Here is a 17,735-nt window from a genome sequence, read left to right as displayed (position 1 = left end):
ACCATGCAAGGAGATCCCGTGCTCGATGCCGATTTCTTCCGCCGTTGGATGACCGCGACCGCCGCGTCCGTCGACCGCGAGGCGGACTGGCTCACGGCGCTCGACTCACCCATCGGGGACGCGGATCACGGCAGCAACCTCCGGCGTGGCTTCACCGCGGTGAGCGCGGCGCTGGAGAAGGAGGCACCCGAGACGCCGGGCGCCGTCCTGGTGCTCGCGGGACGCCAGCTGATCTCGACGGTGGGCGGGGCCTCGGGGCCCCTGTACGGCACGCTGCTGCGCCGGACCGGCAAGGCGCTCGGGGACGCGGCCGAGGTGGACGAGGAGCGGTTCGCCGAAGCGCTGCGTGCCGGAGTGGACGCGGTGATGCAGCTCGGCGGTGCCGCACCCGGCGACAAGACCATGATCGACGCGCTGGTACCGGCCGTCGACGCCCTCCCCGAGGGTTTCGGCGCCGCCCGGGCCGCCGCCGAGCAGGGTGCCGAGGCGACGACGCCGCTCCAGGCCCGCAAGGGCCGGGCCAGCTATCTGGGCGAGCGCAGCATCGGGCATCAGGATCCGGGCGCCACCTCGTCGGCGCTGCTCGTCGCCGCCCTCGCCGACACCGGCGCCGACGCGGGCGGGGAGTGAGGCACCGATGAGCGACGAGAAGCTGGTGGGCGTGGTGCTGGTGTCGCACAGCGCGGAGGTCGCGTCGGCGGTGGCCGGGCTGGCGCTGGGCCTGGTGGGCGGCGGTCCGGTGGTGCCGGTCGCCGCGGCGGGCGGTACGGCGGGCGGCGGGCTGGGCACGAGTGCCGAGCTGATCACCGCCGCTGCCGCCTCGGTGGACCGGGGCGCCGGGGTCGCGGTCCTCGTCGATCTGGGCAGCGCCGTCCTCACGGTCAAGGCACTGCTCGCGGAGGGCGACGAACTGCCCGACACCGCACGGCTGGTGGACGCCCCGTTCGTCGAGGGCGCGGTGGCCGCGGTGGTGACGGCGGCGACCGGTGCCGACCTGGACGCGGTGGAGGCGGCGGCCGTGGAGGCGTACGGCTACCGGAAGGTCTGAGGCGGCACGGCCGGCGTGCGACGCGCGGTCAGGTCAGTCCCTCCGACGCCACCACGAGGGCCGAGCGCGGGGCCTCCGCCAGCTCGGCCCCTACCGTCGCGGGGTCCGTGCCGGTGGCCTCGGCATGCCACGCGTGGTGCTCCACGGCGGCGCGCAGAGCCGCGTAGGCCGGGCCGGACTCCGCCTACGCGGCCTCCTCGTCGCCTTCTCCCTCGTCCCCCTCGTCCGTCCCGCCCGTCCCGCCCGTCTCGGCGTCCAGGGCCTCCTGAGCCTCCGTGTCGTCGGTGTCGTCGGTGTCGTCCGACGGTGCCTCCGGAGCCTCGTCCTCCTTCGGCGCCGCCCGCTCCTCCCGGTCCTGCGGCTCCTGGGGGGTGGCCCCGCCGTCGCCCTTGGCGGCTGCGCGGCCTTCGCTGCCGGCACCCGTCCGCCACGCCACGCCGCCCTCGCCCTGCGGCGGCTCCGCGAGACCGCCCGGCGCCCATTCGTCCGCCTCCTCCTCCGGCGGACGGGGCTGTTCCTTCGTGCCGCGCACGAAGAGCCGCGCCAGTCGCTCCCCCACCTCCACCGCCGACGCATGGCTCTCGATGGGGGTCGCCCGGGAGTCCTTGAAGACGATGTACGTGACGCCGGAGGGGGTGCCGCCGCCGCGCGGATCGGGACGGATGCCGAGCGCCTTGGCGGTGGCGTACGACGCCTCGCCGATGATCCCGCTCGGTCCCGTGTCGCCGACGACCGCGTACTGCACCCGGTCCTGGTAGACGACGGCCGCGACCGAGCCCCCGCGCACCCCGTGGTCACGGTGGTCCCAGAGTGCGCTCACCCCGGGCACCACGATGTAGGGCAGCGTCTCGGCGCTCAGATAGCGGCCGTCGGACTGCTGATAGGCCGTCGCGTCGGAGAACAGCGGGTCGGTGCGGCTGTTGCACTCCGGACCCGGGCGGCCGTCGCAGTCGATGTCCATGTCGGCCGTCCAGAACACCGCCTCGTCGGTACCGCAGACCGGGACCGTGGCCGCCGCGCCCTCGTCCGGGCGGTAGCGGCCGCGCGAGACGGGGGCGCAGTCGCGGACCCGGGCCAACAGGTCGGCGGCACGGATCGTGCCTTCCTGCCGGGGCGCCGGAGCCCCGAGGGCGCCCGAGGACGGATGCGGGGCGACGGGTGAGGTGGTCGGGGCCAGCAGGGCAAGGCCGGCCGCGGCCAGCGTCAGCGACTGGACGCGCACGATACGGACCCTCTCGTGGGGGCATTGACGGACACCCGGAACAATCTGGTGTCGATCACGCCCCGGGGCCAGCCCGAAGGGGCCGTACGGAGCACGAGGAGCATCCTCGGGGCGGCCGACGGTGCGACAGAGGGCCGGGGGCCCGGACACCGTTTCGGCTCCGGGCCCCGGGCCGCTTTGCCGGCGCGGGATCAGCGACGACAGCGGTCCGCGCCGCCGGCTTGAACTCACGAGCGCTGAGGGTGAGTTCAAGCCGGGAGGAACTTCAGCATACGTAACCTCCGGAAGCGGTCGCCGACGGCGGCCCCGTCCGTCCGCCCCCTTGATGTGTGCGCACCGCCGCGTCATATTGGTCCGGACCATTGCCGCCGTGCCGGGCCGGGAGGCGAAGCCGTGCGACGCGTTGTGCTGTGGGTCGTGGTGTACGGCCTGGCGGCAGCCCTGTGCTGCGGGTGCGCGGGCGGGAGCCGGGACGAAGGAGGCGCGCCGGGCGCGCCGACCGGGGTCACCGCGGAGGCCGGAAGCGCGACGAGCGTGCACGTCATGTGGAACGCGGTCGCCGCGGACCCCGCCGTCAGCGCCTACGAGGTGTACCGCGGTTCCGAGAAGGTCCGCGAGGTGCCCGGCTCCGCGCACATGCTGGACGTCGTCCGCCTCTCGCCGTCGACCACGTACGTCTTCACCGTGCGGGCCCGCGACGGCGACGGGCGCCTCGGTCCGCGCAGCCGGGAGGTGCGGGCCACGACACCGGCGGCCGCCGCCGCGGACCGCTCGCCCCCGACCCCGCCGGGCGCGGTGACGGGCCGGGCGGCCGGCAGCCGGGCCGTCCAGCTGTCCTGGACGCCGGCCACGGACGACCGCAAGGTGGTGTCCTACGACGTCTACCAGGGTAGCGTGCGGATCCACAGCGTCGGCGGGGGTCAGACGGCGACGGTCGTCACGGGACTGCGTCCCGGCGCACGCTACTCGTTCACCGTCCGGGCCCGGGACGCGGCCGACAACGTCTCGCCCGCCGGTGCGCCCGTGCGCCTGACCACCGCGCCGGGTGACGACGAGGGGGCGGAGACGGCGCCGGCCGACTTCCGGGCGAGCGCCCACCTTGCCGACGGGTCGTACTACCTCGACCTGTCGTGGGTGCCGCCCCGGGTGGACGGGGTGGTCACGGAGTACCAGATCCAGCTCGACGGGCGGCCGGCCACCTCGCTGGTGTGGGGCGGGACCCCGCCGCGGGGAAGGGCGACGTACAGCTTCTATGTGGGGCGGGAGGCAGGAGCCGGACACCGGGTGCGGCTGCGGGCCCGGCTGCCGGACGGCACATGGGGCGCGTACTCGGTGGAGCGGACGGTGACGACGGGCGCACGGCGCTGAGAGGCGGCACCCGGCGGTGCGCTGCCGGCCCGGCCAGGGTGCGGGCCACGGCCAGGCCGCCCGTCGGGCCGACGCTCGCGCTATGGGTCGCGCCGGGCCGGGGCACGGGGCCGGGGCACCGTCGAAGCGCCCCTCGGGCCGCGGGTCGGTCACCACGCCGGGAAAGCGGTCCGCATGGGCCGTCCGGAGGAATCCGTCACCTGGGCGGTGGCCGTCCGCATGCGCGGCGGGACCGGGGCGCGTTGGCTTCCCGTGAGGCAGCACGGGCGTACCCGACCTTCGGCGGCGCAAGGGATGTACCGCCAACCGTGCCGCCGCCGGAGGACATCCGATGCGCACTTCCCGTTTCCTCGTCCGCTCAGGGCTGACCGTCGCAGCCGCCGCCGCCCTGCCGCTCGCCCTCACCGCCCAGCCAGCCGCGGCCCGCGCTTCGGGCATCTCCGTGAGCACGACCGGCTCCACGGTGTCGGTCGTGACCAGCGCCTGCACCCAGATCAACGGCAGTTGGGGCACGGCGGCGCTGCTCGGCAGCGCCCAGGCGAGTTTCGCCCAGGGGCGCCAGGTCGCCCTGTCCGGGACGGCGGCCGGGCAGTCCGCCGCCTGGTCCGGGGTCTCCCCGGGCACGTACACCGTGGTCGTCATGTGCTCCAACGGCAGCACCGCGGGCACCCAGTCGGTGATCGTCTCGACCCCGGCCACGGCCTCCCCGAGGGTCACGGTGACGCCCACGCCCTCGCGGGGCGTCATGGGAGGCCTCGGTGGCGCGGCCCGCGACGTCGGCCCCGTCGCCATGGGGGTGGGCGGGGCGCTGGTGGGGACGGGCGTCATCGCGGCGGCGTGGTTCCTGCGCCGCCGCTCGAAGCCGTACCGGCTCTAGGCCGTGTCCTCCACGACAGGCAGTTCCTCGACGGCCTCGGTGAGCCACTGCGTCCAGAAGGTCTCCAGCTCGATGCCCGCGCGCAGGACCAGGTGCTGGAGCCTGGCCTGCGGGCTCTCGTCGCCGGGCGGGAAGTCGCGCTTCTCGATCTCCTCGTACTCGGCCAACTGCCGCCGGTGCAGTTCGAGATGGCGGCGCAGGTCGGCCTCGAGGCCCGCGGTGCCGACGACCGCCGCGGCGCGCAGCCGCAGCAGCATGGCGTCGCGGTGCGGCTTCGGGTCCTGGGCGGCCGCCGTCCACCGGGCGAGTTCGGCGCGTCCCGCGGGCAGCACCTCGTAGGCCTTCTTCTGCCCGCGGGCCGGCGCCTGTGCCGGCAGGGCCCGGATGTGCCCCTCGGACTCCAGTTTTCCCAGCTCGCGATAGATCTGCTGGTGCGTGGCCGACCAGAAGTAGCCGATCGACCGGTCGAACCGGCGGGTCAGATCCAGCCCCGACGAGGGCCTCTCGAGCAGGGCGGTGAGGATCGCGTGCGGGAGTGACATGCAGTCATCCTAGGGAGGCGCCGGGCCGGTCCTACAGTGCCGCCGCCAGTTCCGTGCCCTGCTGGATGGCGCGCTTGGCGTCCAGTTCGGCGGCGACGTCCGCGCCCCCGATGAGGTGCACCTTTCCGCCGTCGGCGACCAGCGCCTCGTACAGGTCCCGGCGCGGGTCCTGGCCCGTGCACAGCACGATGGTGTCGACCTCCAGGAGCGTGCTCCGCTCGCCGACGGTGAGGTGCAGCCCGGCGTCGTCGATCCGGTCGTAGCGCACCCCGGGAACCATCGTGACGCCCCGGTGCTTGAGCTCGGTGCGGTGGATCCAGCCGGTGGTCTTGCCGAGGCCCGCGCCGACCTTGCCGGTCTTGCGCTGGAGGAGGTGGACCGTGCGCGGCGGTGCCGGGCGCTCGGGGGCGGTGAGACCGCCGGGGCCCTGGTAGTCCATGTCGACGCCCCACTGGCGGAAGTAGACCGCCGGGTCCTCGCTCGCCTTGTCGCCGCCGTCGGTGAGGAACTCCGCGACGTCGAAGCCGATGCCGCCCGCGCCGAGGATCGCGACGCGGTCGCCGACGGGGGCGCCGTCGCGCAGGACGTCGAGATAGCCGACGACGCTCGGGTGGTCGACGCCGGGGATGTCGGGGGTGCGGGGGCTGACGCCGGTGGCGACGACGACCTCGTCGTATTCGGCCAGGTCCCCCGCGCCGACGTACGTGTCGAGCCGTACGTCCACACCGTGCGCGTCGAGCTGGTGGCGGAAGTAGCGCAGCGTCTCGTCGAACTCCTGCTTGCCGGGGACCTTGCGGGCCACGTTGAGCTGGCCGCCGATCTCGCTCGCCGCGTCGAAGAGGGTGACGTCGTGCCCGCGTTCGGCGGCGCTCACGGCGCAGGCCAGGCCCGCCGGGCCGGCGCCCACCACCGCGACCCGCTTGCGCAGCCGGGTCGGGGCGAGGGTCAGCTCGGTCTCGTGGCAGGCGCGCGGATTGACCAGGCAGGAGGTGATCTTTCCGCTGAAGGTGTGGTCGAGGCACGCCTGGTTGCAGCCGATGCAGGTGTTGATGGCCTCGGGCCGACCGGCCGCGGCCTTGGCCACGAACTCGGGGTCGGCGAGCATCGGACGGGCCATCGACACCATGTCCGCGCAGCCGTCGGCGATCAGTTCCTCGGCGAGTTCGGGGGTGTTGATGCGGTTGGTGGTGACGAGCGGGACGGAGACCGCGCCCATGAGCTTCTTCGTCACCCAGGTGTAGGCGCCGCGCGGCACGGAGGTGGCGATGGTGGGGATGCGCGCCTCGTGCCAGCCGATGCCGGTGTTGATGAGGGTGGCGCCGGCCGCCTCGACGGCCTTCGCGAGGGTGACGACCTCGTCCAGGGTCGAGCCGCCGGGCACCAGGTCCAGCATGGACAGCCGGTAGACGACGATGAAGTCCTCGCCGACCGCCTCGCGCACCCGCCGCACGATCTCGACGGGGAAGCGCATCCGGTTCTCGTACGAGCCGCCCCAGCGGTCGGTGCGGTGGTTGGTCGGGGCGGCGATGAACTCGTTGATGAGGTAGCCCTCGGAGCCCATGATCTCGACGCCGTCGTAACCGGCCTGCCGCGCGAGCCGGGCGGCACGGACGTAGTCCTCGATCGTGCGCTCGACGTCGGCGTCGGTCAGCTCGCGGGGCGGGAAGGGGCTGATCGGCGCCTGGAGCGGGCTGGGAGCGACCAGGTCCCGGTGATAGGCGTACCGGCCGAAGTGCAGGATCTGCATCGCGATGCGGCCGCCCTCGCGGTGCACGGCCTCGGTGATCGCCCGGTGCTGCTCGGCCTCCGCCTCCGTGGTGAGCTTCGCGCCACCCTCGTAGGGCCGGCCCTCGTCGTTGGGGGCGATGCCGCCGGTGACGATGAGGCCCACTCCCCCGCGTGCCCGGGCGGCGTAGAACGCGGCCATGCGCTCGAAGCCACGCTCGGCCTCTTCGAGGCCGACGTGCATCGAGCCCATCAGGACGCGGTTGGGCAGCGTGGTGAAGCCCAGGTCGAGCGGGCTCAGCAGGTGCGGGTAACGGCTCATGACAGCCCTCCGTGCGCGGTGTCTTCCCTCCAGTTCTAGAGGACCGTGCACGGGTTGTGCAACTAGTTGCACAATGGGATCGGCGTCATGTGCCGCAGGTCACCGGCAGCGTCGCCTCACCGGCTCTCCAGCAGGACGTGCAGTTGCCGCTCCTGGTCCCCGGAGGCCGAGGAGAGGTCGCGCACCGCGAAGACCGAGTCCAGCGTCGAGCGGAGCCGCTCGATCGCCCAGTAACTGCCCTGCGCGTCGGCCTCCACGGAGGACGAGAGCCGGGCCGGGCGCGCGCAGTCATGCGTCTCGGTCACCTCGAAGGTGCCGAGCCACACCATCGGACGGCTCTCGTGCAGCTGCTGCGGCACCTCGTCGCTGCCGCGGTCCGATGCGAAGCACTCGCCGAGCATGTCGAACACGATCCGGGCGTCCTCCTTGCTGCATCCGCTGATCTCGACGGAGACGGACTCCTCGTGCGGTCGTTCGCGATCCATCGTGATCGCTCCTCTCATGGGATGTGGCGCGGAGGTGCGGGTTCCCCGCGAACCGCGCCACATCCCCAGAAAAGCACCACTTTCCGAGTGGGACCAGCGACAGGAGGGGCGCCGGAGGCCCGCCGGCCCCCGGTCAGCTCCGGGTGAAGCGGTAGGTCTTGCTGTCGGTCAGCACACAGAACCCGGGCGACACGACGATCACCCGCAGGGTGCCGGAACGGCGGTCGTAGTCGATGCCCTCGGCCTCGAACGTGCCCGAGCAGGAGCTGCGCAGCGGAAGCTGGCGCAGGGCGGTGACATGGCCGGTGACGTCGGAGGTGCCGTTCGGTTCGGCGGACAGGTCGATCTGGAGGAGGGGCTTGGTGATGCCGAAGAGGGTGCCCGCCGGGTCGTCCGAGGCGCACAGCAGGGTGGTCGGGCCGGTGAAGTCGCAGCCCTGGACATCGCGCACCGCATGGTCGAGGCGGACGGTCGACACCTGCGGCAGGTTCGCGGAGGGCGAGGTGACGGGGTTGGCGCCCGGGGTCGGGAAGACGAGGAACCGGGTCATGGTGCCCCACTCGCCGGACAGCATCCACTGGCTGTTCGGGGTGATCGCCGCCCAGGAGTTGTTCAGGGCCTCACCGGATCCGAGCGCGTGGACGTACTCCGACCAGGCGCCGCCCGGTGCCTGCACGCGGTACATCTTCGCGTTGTTCGAGTCGCTCTGGTACGGCTCGACGTAGTAGCCGTCATAGGAGGCGTCGGGGTCGCCGACGTGGTTCCAGCCCCGGGTGGAGACGGCGAAGGGGATGGTGCCGATGCCGGTGTAGCGGTTGGCGCTGCCCGCCGGGACCTCGACCGACGCCAGGCCCTGGCTCTCGGTCAGCGGGTCGGCACGGTCGGAGCCGACCTCGGTCCAGGTGTCGGCGGCCGCGGCGGGCGGGGCCGCGGAGAGGACGGCGACCGTCGCCACGGCCAGCGCCAGGGAGGCGGTGCGGGCGGCGGTGCGGGCGATGCCGGCCGTGGTGCGACGGCGGCGGGCAGGACGCAGGGGCATGGGACTCCTCGTCGAGGGGGGTGGGCGCGCTCGGCGGACAGTCTGGCCCGGCAGGATAGTCATGTACAGACCAATTCCATGGACAGGTGCGGGCCTTGAGGAGAACGGCGCGCGACGCCGTACTGGAGGAGCATGAAGAAGGGCGCCCCAGGCGTGGGAGAAAAGGGTTGAGCACGGTAGAACAGGGGAGTCGGCACGGGGGACGGCGTGCCGCGTCGATATGCGGAGGCGGTGCGTGGCATGAACGGAGCCGGATCGTCCGCGGCTGAGGGCGGTGGCCCGACCGGGCCCAGCGGCCTGCTGGACGTGCTCAACGTGGCTTCTGTGGTGCTCGACACCCAGGGCCGCATCGCCCTGTGGAGCCCCCAGGCCGAGGAGTTGTTCGGATACTCGGCCCATGAGGCGCTGGGGCGGTACGCGGCCCATGTGATGGTCCACGAACGGCACGTCGACCTGGTCGTGCAGCTGTTCGCCGATGTCATGGCCACCGGCGAGAGCTGGGCGGGGGCGTTCCCGATCCTTCGCAAGGACGGCACCACCCGGTTGGTGGAGTTCCGCAACATGCGCCTCATGGACGACCGGGGCGACGTCTACGCCCTGGGTCTCGCCACCGACCGGACGACGGTGCGCCGGCTGGAACGACACCTGGCGCTGTCGACGCGGATGGTCGCGCAGTCCCCCAACGGCCTGGCCGTCCTGGACACCGACCTGCGGTACGTCTCGGTCAACCCTGCACTGGAGCGGATCAACGGCGTTCCCGCCGCCGATCACCTCGGCCGGACCATACACGAGGTGCTGCCCCGGCTGGACGCGGAGGCGCTGGAGGCGGCGGCGCGCCAGGTGCTGCGGACCGGGGAGCGGCTCGTCGACCGGTCCACGGTCGGCCGCACCCCCGCCGATCCGGACGAGGACCACGTCTGGTCACTCTCCCTGTACCGCCTGGAGGACGCCCGGGGCACCGTGCTGGGCGTGGCCGTCTCGGTCGTCGACGTCACCGACCGGCACCTGGCCGCCGTCGAGGCCGAGGCGGCGCGCCGCCGGCTGGCGCTGATCGCGGACGCCTCCGCCCGGATCGGCACCACCCTGGATCTGGAGCGCACCGCCTTCGAACTGGCCGACGTGGCCGTGCCGGAACTGGCGGACGTGGCCGCGGTGGATCTGCTCGACGCGGTGATGGGCGGCCGCCGCACCAGCCTCGGGCCCGCCGAGTCGGCCGTGATCCGCGCCCTCGCGGTGTGCGGCGCCGACGAGCCCGACGCCCTGCGGGCCGCCGACCAGCCCGGCCAGGTGGCCCGCTACGCGCCCGACCGGCTCGTCACCGAGTGCGTACGCTCGGGCCGGCCGGTCATGGTGGCCCAGGTCAAGGACGAGGACCTCGGGCGGATCGCCCACTCCCCCGAGGCGGCCGCACTGCTGGCGCGGGCCGGTGTGCACTCCTATCTGGCCGTGCCGCTCATCGCGCGGGGCGAGGTACTGGGCGCCCTCGACCTCAAACGGACCCGCAACCCGCTGCCGTTCGACCACGACGACCTGCTGCTCGCGCGTGAGCTGGCGGCCCGGGCGGCAGTCCAGATCGACAACGCCCGCTGGTACCAGAGCGCCCGCACCACCGCGCTCACCCTCCAGCGCAGCCTGCTGCCGAGCCATCCGGCCGTCACGGGCGGCCTCGAGGTCGCCTCCCGCTATCAGCCCGCGGGCGCCACCACCGAGGTCGGCGGCGACTGGTTCGACGTCATACCGCTCCCGGACGGCAAGACGGCGCTCGTCGTCGGCGACGTCATGGGCAGCGGTATCGACGCCGCCGCCACGATGGGCCGGCTGCGCACCGCGACGACCACGCTGGCCTCCCTCGACCTCGACCCGGCGGTCCTCCTGGAGCACCTGGACCGGATCACCCAGGGCCTGGACCACTTCATCGCCACCTGTGTGTACGCCGTCCACGATCCCCGGCTGGGGAGATGCCGGATCGCCAACGCCGGCCATCTGCCGCCGGTGCACATCCGCCCGAACCGTCCGCCGGAGCTGCTCGACCTGCCCACCGGCGCGCCGCTGGGCGTGGGCGGGGTGCCGTTCTCCACGACCGACGTCGACTTCGCCCCCGGCGACCAGCTCGTGCTGTACACCGACGGCCTGGTCGAGACCCGCACCCACTCGCTCGACGAACGTCTGGAGGCGCTGCTGGCGCTGCTCGACGATCCCGCGCGGCCGCTGGAGGAGGTGTGCGACCTGCTGCTGAGCGCGTTGCACCACCCCGACAACCACGACGACGTGGCTCTGCTGGTGGCACGTGCGCGAGCCGGGGAGTGAGCGGCGCCGCCGTCCGATTCACAGGCTTTCGTTATCGCTTCCTTACCGGACACCTCGGACAATCACAGTGAGGCGTGGCAGTGGTGCCGCCGTCGTGGCCGAGGAGAGTGAGCCGTGATGCAGGAGCCGGACAGGCCCGAGGGGCCGGAAGAGGTCGAACTGCTCTCGGGACCGGTCGAAGGGGAACGGGAACGTACGGACCTGCGCGCGCCGTGGCGGCGCCGGTCGGCCCGCGGGCGGGCGCTGATCGCGGCCACCACCGTCGCCGTCCTGGCGCTCGGCGGCACCGTCGCCTACGCGGCGGCCTCGGGGGACTCCGGAGGCGGTTCGCCGTCGGCGGCCCCGTCCGCGTCCTCCTCCGAGGGGCCCGCTGGACGGCACGGCCACGGCGGCCCGTGGTTCGGCCTCGGCGGGGACGCGGCGCACGGTGAGGCGACCGTCAAGGACCCCGACACCGGCGACTGGGTCGTCCGCGTCTGGCAGCGGGGCGCCGTGGCGAAGGTGGCCGACGACCGGGTCACCGTCCGGAGCGAGGACGGCGTCTCGTGGACGTGGACGGTGGGTGCGGACACGACCGTGTCCGCCGAGGGTTCCTCCGGCTCCGGGGCCGACGCGTTGAAGAAGGGCGACACCGTCCTCGTCTTCGGCTCCCGTTCCGGGGACACCAACACCGCCGACCGCGTCCTGTCCGGCACCTTCCGGGACCGCGGCCCGGGCGAACGCGGGCCCGGCGACCGCCACGACGACGCCCCGGGGCACGGCCCGTGGAACCGCGGGGACGACCGCTCCCCCGGCCCCACGGGCAGCGGAGCCGCTACCTGACCCTGGTGCCGACGACCACGTGGGCGTACAGCCCCTCGTCCGCGGCCAGACGCACCGTCAGACCGCCGCGGGTGAACGCCTCGACGGCGGCCGGGGCCTGGCGCTCGCTGGTCTCGACGAGGACACAGCCGCCGGGGGCGAGCCAGCGCGGCGCCTCGGCGGCGACCCGGCGCAGCACGTCCAGCCCGTCACCGCCGCCGTCGAGGGCGGTGAGCGGCTCGTGGTCCCGGGCCTCCGCGGGCAGCAAGGGGACCTCGCCGGTCGGGACGTAGGGCACGTTCGCCGCCAAGATGTCTATTCGGCCCCGCAGTTGCCCGGGAAGCGCCGCGAACAGGTCGCCGGCGTAGGCGTGTCCGCCGTGCTCGGCGATGTTGCGCCGGGCGCAGCTCACCGCCGCCGCGTCGATGTCCGCGGCGTGCAGCTCGACTTGTCCGAGGGATGCGGCGAGGGCGGCGCCGACGGCGCCCGAGCCGCAGCACAGGTCGACGACGACGCGGGCGTGCGGCATCGCGGCGAGGGCCTGGTCGACGAGGAACTCGGTGCGGCGGCGGGGCACGAAGACGCCCGGCTCGACGGTGATCCGCAGACCGTGGAACTCGGCCCAGCCGACGACGTGTTCGAGGGGCAGGCCCGCCGCGCGGCGGGCCGCCATGGCCGCGGCCTCGTCGGGCGTACGGGCCGCGCCGAGGATCAACTCCGCCTCCTCCTCGGCGAACACACACCCGGCGCCCCGCAGAACGGCGACCAGGACGTCACGGGACGACAAGAGTGAGGCCGGGGAGGGCGACGAGCCAACGGGAGACGAACCAGAAGAACTCGGAGGGGGAGAAGAAGCGGGAGAAGACGAAGAGGCGGGAGAACGAGGGGGCATGAAGCCGCGAAGCCTTTCGGAAGCCGAAGGGCGCTCTCACGGTCGCCTACCGGCGGCGATCCACGCTGTCACGGGAGGAGAGCACCCGACCTGACACTGCGGTAATGGGTCTCACCTCCTCGGTCACGCGCGACTGGGAACCTCCGCAGCCGGACGACCACCCTACCCCAGAGATCGGACGACGTTCCTGGCACGAAAGCCCTCGCCACCTGAAGTTGTACTATGCAACCAGGCTAGTGAGGGAGGACCGGTGGAAGCACCCGAGGCCGTGGAGACCATCCAGCGGGAGATGACGAGCTTCGCCCGGCGGGCCCGTGCCTCGGCGGGCCGGCTGCACCCCGAGCTGTCGCTGGTGTCCTACACGCTCCTCGGCCATCTCGAGGAGAGCGGCGGTTGCCGGGCCACCGACCTCGCCGCGCACTACGCCCTGGACAAGTCCACGGTCAGCCGCCAGGTCGGCGCCCTGGAGCGGGCCGCCCTGATCGAGCGGCGCCAGGACCCCGAGGACCACCGCGTCCAGGTCCTGCACCTCACCGACACGGGCCACCGCATCCTCGCCCAGGTCACCGAGAGCCGCCGTACGGCCTTCCGGGAACGGCTGGCGCAGTGGCCGCAGGCGGACCTGGAGCGGTTCGCGGAGTACCTGGTGCGCTACAACGCGTGGCGCGGGCCCGCCGCCGGGAGCGACCCGGCTCCCCCGGCGGCCCCGTGACCCCCCGGCCGGCCCGCTACGCCACCGGGACCGACTCCCGCCCCTCCCCCAGCCGCTCCGGCACCCGTACCGCCAGGAACGCCGTTCTGCGGCGCAGCCGGAAGCCCAGGGACTGATAGAGCCGGATGGCGTTCGTGTTGCCGGCGCTGGTGTGCAGGAAGGGCGTCTCGCCCCGTTCGCGGATGCCGTGGGCGACGGCCAGGATCAGCCGGGTCGCCAGGCCCTCGCCCCGGAAGGCGGGGTCGGTGCAGACCGCGCTGATCTCGGTCCAGCCCGGCGGATGCAGGCGCTCGCCGGCCAGGGCGATCAGGGCGCCGTCCCGTCGTATGCCCAGGTAGGTGCCGAGTTCGATGGTCCGGGCCTCGAACGGCCCCGGCTGGGTGCGGGCGATCAGGTCGAGGATGTCCGGTACGTCGGCGGGACCGAGCCGGACCGCCTCGGGTTCGGGTGCGGCGGCCAGCCCGTCGTCGACGAACTGCACGCCCTCGATCTGCAGGGTGAGCTCCCAGCCGGCCGGGAGCTCACCGCGGAAGCCCGGCAGCGGGACCTCCGCGCCGGGGCCGGCGAGCGCTGCGAGATCCGCCCAGTCGGCCGCGTCCGGCTCGTCCGGCAGGGCCAGCCAGGGCGACACGTCGACGGGGTAGCGCAGCACCCGGCCCCGGCGCTCGGCGAAGTGGGCGTGCGGACCGGTGAGGGAGGCGAGGGCGGGGTTGTCGAGGACGTGCGGGGGCTCGATGGCGCTCATCCGTCCGCTCCGATCTCCAGGACGACCTTGCCCCGGGCGTGGCCGCTCTCGACCTCGCGCAGTGCCTCGCCCGCCCGCTCCCGCGGGAACGTGAGGGTGACCTGCGGGTTCAGCTCGCCGCGCACGACCAGGTCCGCCACCGCCCGCTGCACGGCCGTGTCACGGGCGCGGGCCACCCGGGCGCCGCCCAGCCGCTCGACCTCCTCGGCCGGGGCTCCGGCGGTGATGGCCTCGGTCTCCGGGCCGCCGTACCGGGTGAAGACGTACGCCTTCGGCATTGCTCCCACTCTCCTTCGTCGGCACCGGACCGCTGGGCCGCTGGATCCGGAACGACACGTGCAAGAGCCGGGGCCCGGTGCCTATTCCCCCCTCGCGGGACTGTTCATACGGGCTTAATGATCGGCGGGCGGACCGGGTGCGGAGCAGGGCTGACATGCACGTACGGTTGACTGCGTGAACATCCGCCGTCCTCCCGCTGGAACCGCATGAACGTCACCCGAGGCTTCACCTGCCGCCCCCGCGCCCACCGTCCGGGACTGCCCCCCGGCCAGTACGACGCGGGCGACGACTGGCCCGTGCTGTCCGCCGAGGTCACACCCGACCTCGCGCCCGCGGAGTGGACCTTCCGCGTCGACGGGCTGGTGGCGGCGCCCCGCACCTGGGACTGGGACGAGGCGCACACGCTGCCGGAGTCCGCGTACGAGGGTGACATCCACTGTGTGACCAGCTGGTCCAAGTTCGGGGTGCGGTTCGGGGGCGTGTCCCTGGACGCCTTCCTCGCGGCCGCACGGCCCGACGCGTCCGCGACCCACGCCGTCGCGTACTCGCACACCGGCTACACCACCAACCTGCCCCTGTCCGACCTGACCGGCGGCCGGGCGTGGATCGCCTGGGAGTACGACGGGAAGCCCCTCGCGGCCGAGCACGGCGGTCCGGCGCGGCTGCTGGTGCCGCACCTGTACTTCTGGAAGAGCGCCAAGTGGATCGCGGGCCTGCGGCTGCTCGACCACGACGAGCCGGGCTTCTGGGAGCAGAACGGCTATCACGCGCGGGGCAACCCGTGGGAGGAGCAGAGGTACGCCGGTGACTGAGACCTTCACTCCCCCGACCCGGTTCGCGGTGCCGGGCCGGATCGCCGTGAGCAACCGGGCCGCCGCCCTGTGGCAGACGGCGACGCTCACCGAGATCCGCCGCGAGACCCCGCACGCGGCCACCTTCCGGTTCGCGGTGCCGGCCTGGGCGGGGCACCTGCCCGGCCAGCACCTGATGCTGCGGCTGACCGCCGACGACGGCTACACCGCCCAACGCCACTACTCGATCGCCTCGGCGCCCGACGACGACGGGCACGTCGAGCTGACCTTGGACCACGTGGACGGCGGCGAGGTCTCGGGCTGGTTCCACACCAGGGCGCAGCCGGGTGACGAGGTCCAGGTGCGGGGTCCGCTCAGCGGCTTCTTCGCCTGGCCGGGCGACCGGCCCGCGCTGCTGATCGGCGCCGGCTCCGGGGTCGTCCCGCTGATGTCGATGGTCCGCCACCACCGGGCGCGCGGCCTCGACGTACCGCTGCGGCTGCTGGTGTCCGCGCGCGGTCCCGAAGAGCTGATCTACGCGCGGGAGTACGGCGCCGAGACGACGCCCGTGTTCACGCGGAGCGCGCCGGAGGGCGTGCCCGTGGGGCGGCTCGCGGCAGGTCACCTCGCCCCGCTGCTCGCCGAGGAGCCGGCGGGCGGCTGGGAGGCGTACGTGTGCGGCTCCAACGCGTTCGCCGAGCACGCCTCGCGGCTGCTGGTCCGGGCGGGGCAGCCGGTCGACCGCATCCGGATCGAACGCTTCGGCTGACCCGCCCGGCCGCCGCACCGGGCCGCTCCCTCCCCACTCGTCCCCGGCGTCCCACGGCTGCCGACGGGCCGACGTGAACGATGCGTGAAACGATGTACTCCGAACGGGGTATGTCGCTCATGTGGGCACTCGTACGCGTGACGGCGAGGAGGTCGACATGCGAGACCGGGTGCGTGGCTGGCGCCGGCGGGACAATCCGCTGCGACGCCGGTCGGACGTGGTGGAGGCGTGGACGGCGCTGTTCGTCGCCGTGCTTCTGCTGGTCGCCGTGCCGCTCGCCGGGGCGCTCGCCGGCCAGTGGGGCCATGCCGACGCCCAGGCGGTCGCGGACCGGCTGCGGGCCGAACGCCACCGGGTCCGGGCCGAGGTCGTCGGTCACCCTCCCGAGGCCCTGCCCTCGGTGGAGGGCGTCAGACAGCAGATGTCCACCGTGGCCGTGCGGTGGACCCCGCCGGGCGAGCCGGCGCGGACGGCCACCGCCCGGGTTCCGGCGGGCACGCACGCGGGCGAGATGGTGGACGTCTGGTTCGACACGCGGGGCCGCAACGTCGAACCGCCGCCGAACGACACCATGGTGTGGCAGCACACGCTCACCATGGGTGCGTGCGCGGCCGGGGGTACGGCCGTGGTGGTGCTGCTCGGGCACGCCGTGATCCGCCGGGTGTCGATGCGGCACCGGCTGGGCGAGTGGGAGCGGGAGTGGGCCCGCACGGAACCCCAGTGGACCCGCCGCAGGCCCGCCTGAAGGTCCTGACCAGGGTCTGGCGAGGTCTCCCGGTGCCCACGTACGGTGTGATCATTCGTATGGGCACTTAACAAAAGGCGGTCCTTGATGCCCCTGTTCGACCTGACCGACGAGGAGCTCCGCACCTACCGCAGCGCGTCCCCCGAGCCCGAGGACTTCGACGCGTTCTGGTCCAAGACCCTCCAGGAGGCCCGTGAGCACGACCTGGACGCCCGCTTCGAGCCGGTCGACACGGGTCTGACCACGGTGCAGGTGTACGACGTGACCTTCGCCGGATTCGGCGGGCATCCCGTAAAGGGCTGGCTGACGCTGCCCGCCGGGACGGAGGAACCGCTGCCGCTGGTCGTGGAGTTCGTCGGCTACGGCGGTGGGCGCGGACTGCCGCACGAGCATCTGCTGTGGGCGTCGACGGGCCGCGCGCACTTCATCATGGACACCCGCGGCCAGGGCAGCGCCTGGGGCGGTGGCGGCGGCACCCCCGACCCGGTGGGCGGTGCGCCCTCGTACCCCGGTTTCATGACACGGGGGATCGACGCCCCGGAGAACTACTACTACCGCCGGGTGTTCACGGACGCGGTGCGCGCGGTCGAGGCGGCCCGCTCCCACCCGCTGACCGACGCGGCACGGACCGTGGCGATCGGCGGGAGCCAGGGCGGCGGCATCACCATCGCCGTGGGCGGCCTGGTACCGGATCTCGCGGGCATCGCCCCTGACGTGCCGTTCCTGTGCGACTTCCCGCGCGCCGCGGTACTGACGGACCGTCACCCGTACCGCGAGATAGGTCTGTTCCTCAAGACGCACCGCGGCCGCTCGAAGGACGTCCTGAACACCCTGGCGTACTTCGACGGGGTGCACTTCGCGTCCCGGGGTTCGGCTCCCGCGCTGTTCTCGGCGGCCCTGGAGGACCAGACCTGCCCGCCGTCGACGGTGTTCGCCGCCTTCAACGCCTGGGCGCACGAGGACAAGAAGATCGAGGTGTACGACTTCAACGACCACGAGGGCGGCGGCCCCTACCAGGAGGCGGCCAAGCTGCGCTGGCTGCGCTCGTACCTCTGACGGCCGGGGC

18 protein-coding genes and 1 pseudogene are annotated in these 17,735 nt (G+C 73.5%); 11 read left to right on the top strand and 8 right to left on the bottom strand.

The genetic code is table 11. The features are described from left to right. Positions 1–18 precede the first annotated feature (18 nt). Both dhaL and OHU34_RS38075 read left to right on the top strand, forming a co-directional pair. A complete protein-coding gene (gene dhaL, locus OHU34_RS38080; RefSeq protein WP_142268838.1) occupies positions 19–630 on the top strand; it encodes a dihydroxyacetone kinase subunit DhaL in 612 nt (203 codons plus the stop codon). A 7-nt stretch (positions 631–637) separates the two neighbouring features. Continuing rightward, complete coding sequence (locus OHU34_RS38075) at positions 638–1,048, top strand: PTS fructose transporter subunit IIA (RefSeq protein WP_054240767.1); 411 nt, start codon at positions 638–640, stop codon at positions 1,046–1,048. A gap of 523 nt (positions 1,049–1,571) precedes the next feature. On the opposite strand, the pseudogene OHU34_RS38070 reads toward OHU34_RS38075, so the two are convergent. After that, positions 1,572–2,270, bottom strand: a pseudogene (locus OHU34_RS38070) (glycoside hydrolase family 75 protein); the annotation flags it as partial. Positions 2,271–2,699: 429 nt separating this feature from the next. On the opposite strand from OHU34_RS38070, the gene OHU34_RS38065 reads away from it, so the two are divergent. Beyond that, positions 2,700–3,638, top strand: a complete 939-nt coding sequence (locus OHU34_RS38065) for a fibronectin type III domain-containing protein (RefSeq protein WP_405772496.1) — start codon at positions 2,700–2,702, stop codon at positions 3,636–3,638. Between the two features lie 331 nt (positions 3,639–3,969). Next, the gene (locus OHU34_RS38060; RefSeq protein ID WP_142268839.1) at positions 3,970–4,515 is read left to right on the top strand and encodes a hypothetical protein; all 546 of its coding nucleotides are present in this window, start codon (positions 3,970–3,972) and stop codon (positions 4,513–4,515) included. Here the strand turns inward: OHU34_RS38060 and OHU34_RS38055 are convergent. The 4 genes from OHU34_RS38055 to OHU34_RS38040 all read right to left on the bottom strand — a co-directional run bounded on the left by OHU34_RS38055 (position 4,512) and on the right by OHU34_RS38040 (position 8,628). After that, positions 4,512–5,057: a PadR family transcriptional regulator gene (locus tag OHU34_RS38055; RefSeq protein ID WP_230197033.1), complete on the bottom strand. Its 546-nt coding sequence runs from the start codon at positions 5,055–5,057 to the stop codon at positions 4,512–4,514. The genes OHU34_RS38060 and OHU34_RS38055 overlap by 4 nt on opposite strands. A gap of 31 nt (positions 5,058–5,088) precedes the next feature. After that, positions 5,089–7,104 (bottom strand): NADPH-dependent 2,4-dienoyl-CoA reductase, encoded by a 2,016-nt coding sequence (locus tag OHU34_RS38050; protein WP_230197032.1) that lies wholly within the window; start codon positions 7,102–7,104, stop codon positions 5,089–5,091. A gap of 116 nt (positions 7,105–7,220) precedes the next feature. Then, positions 7,221–7,589: a hypothetical protein gene (locus OHU34_RS38045; protein ID WP_142268842.1), complete on the bottom strand. Its 369-nt coding sequence runs from the start codon at positions 7,587–7,589 to the stop codon at positions 7,221–7,223. A gap of 133 nt (positions 7,590–7,722) precedes the next feature. Continuing rightward, positions 7,723–8,628 (bottom strand): hypothetical protein, encoded by a 906-nt coding sequence (locus OHU34_RS38040; RefSeq protein WP_230197031.1) that lies wholly within the window; start codon positions 8,626–8,628, stop codon positions 7,723–7,725. A 240-nt stretch (positions 8,629–8,868) separates the two neighbouring features. On the opposite strand from OHU34_RS38040, the gene OHU34_RS38035 reads away from it, so the two are divergent. Both OHU34_RS38035 and OHU34_RS38030 read left to right on the top strand, forming a co-directional pair. Next, positions 8,869–10,935 carry a SpoIIE family protein phosphatase gene (locus tag OHU34_RS38035; RefSeq protein WP_142268843.1) on the top strand — a complete coding sequence of 689 codons (2,067 nt, stop codon included), beginning with the start codon at positions 8,869–8,871 and terminating at the stop codon, positions 10,933–10,935. A 117-nt stretch (positions 10,936–11,052) separates the two neighbouring features. After that, positions 11,053–11,757 carry a hypothetical protein gene (locus OHU34_RS38030; protein WP_142268844.1) on the top strand — a complete coding sequence of 235 codons (705 nt, stop codon included), beginning with the start codon at positions 11,053–11,055 and terminating at the stop codon, positions 11,755–11,757. Here OHU34_RS38030 and OHU34_RS38025 read toward each other — a convergent pair. Next, positions 11,750–12,628: a putative protein N(5)-glutamine methyltransferase gene (locus OHU34_RS38025; protein ID WP_405770682.1), complete on the bottom strand. Its 879-nt coding sequence runs from the start codon at positions 12,626–12,628 to the stop codon at positions 11,750–11,752. The genes OHU34_RS38030 and OHU34_RS38025 overlap by 8 nt on opposite strands. A gap of 250 nt (positions 12,629–12,878) precedes the next feature. Between OHU34_RS38025 and OHU34_RS38020 the strand changes: the two genes are divergently transcribed. Beyond that, positions 12,879–13,340: a MarR family winged helix-turn-helix transcriptional regulator gene (locus tag OHU34_RS38020; protein ID WP_200840017.1), complete on the top strand. Its 462-nt coding sequence runs from the start codon at positions 12,879–12,881 to the stop codon at positions 13,338–13,340. Between the two features lie 16 nt (positions 13,341–13,356). Here the strand turns inward: OHU34_RS38020 and OHU34_RS38015 are convergent, their stop codons facing one another. Further along, entirely contained in the window at positions 13,357–14,085 is a 729-nt protein-coding gene (locus tag OHU34_RS38015; RefSeq protein ID WP_142268846.1) for a GNAT family N-acetyltransferase, read from the bottom strand. After that, entirely contained in the window at positions 14,082–14,363 is a 282-nt protein-coding gene (locus tag OHU34_RS38010; protein WP_372481814.1) for a zinc-binding dehydrogenase, read from the bottom strand. The genes OHU34_RS38015 and OHU34_RS38010 overlap by 4 nt, the downstream gene beginning before the upstream one ends. A gap of 207 nt (positions 14,364–14,570) precedes the next feature. On the opposite strand from OHU34_RS38010, the gene OHU34_RS38005 reads away from it, so the two are divergent. From OHU34_RS38005 to OHU34_RS37990, 4 genes are all read left to right on the top strand, one after another. Beyond that, positions 14,571–15,176, top strand: coding sequence for a sulfite oxidase-like oxidoreductase (locus OHU34_RS38005; protein WP_142268847.1), 606 nt, complete (start codon positions 14,571–14,573; stop codon positions 15,174–15,176). Next, positions 15,169–15,924 (top strand): ferredoxin reductase, encoded by a 756-nt coding sequence (locus OHU34_RS38000; RefSeq protein WP_142268848.1) that lies wholly within the window; start codon positions 15,169–15,171, stop codon positions 15,922–15,924. Before OHU34_RS38005 ends, OHU34_RS38000 begins: the two co-directional genes overlap by 8 nt. Before the next feature lie 157 nt (positions 15,925–16,081). After that, entirely contained in the window at positions 16,082–16,669 is a 588-nt protein-coding gene (locus tag OHU34_RS37995) for a hypothetical protein (RefSeq protein ID WP_142268849.1), read from the top strand. A gap of 87 nt (positions 16,670–16,756) precedes the next feature. Further along, the gene (locus OHU34_RS37990) at positions 16,757–17,725 is read left to right on the top strand and encodes an acetylxylan esterase (RefSeq protein ID WP_230197025.1); all 969 of its coding nucleotides are present in this window, start codon (positions 16,757–16,759) and stop codon (positions 17,723–17,725) included. The last annotated feature ends 10 nt before the right edge of the window (positions 17,726–17,735 follow it).

It is taken from the genome of Streptomyces sp. NBC_00080 (genome assembly GCF_045041255.1).
GTDB classification, from domain to species: Bacteria; Actinomycetota; Actinomycetes; order Streptomycetales; family Streptomycetaceae; genus Streptomyces; species Streptomyces coriariae.
Note: the sequence above shows the minus strand (reverse complement) of the source record. Positions and strands in the feature narration are given on the sequence as shown.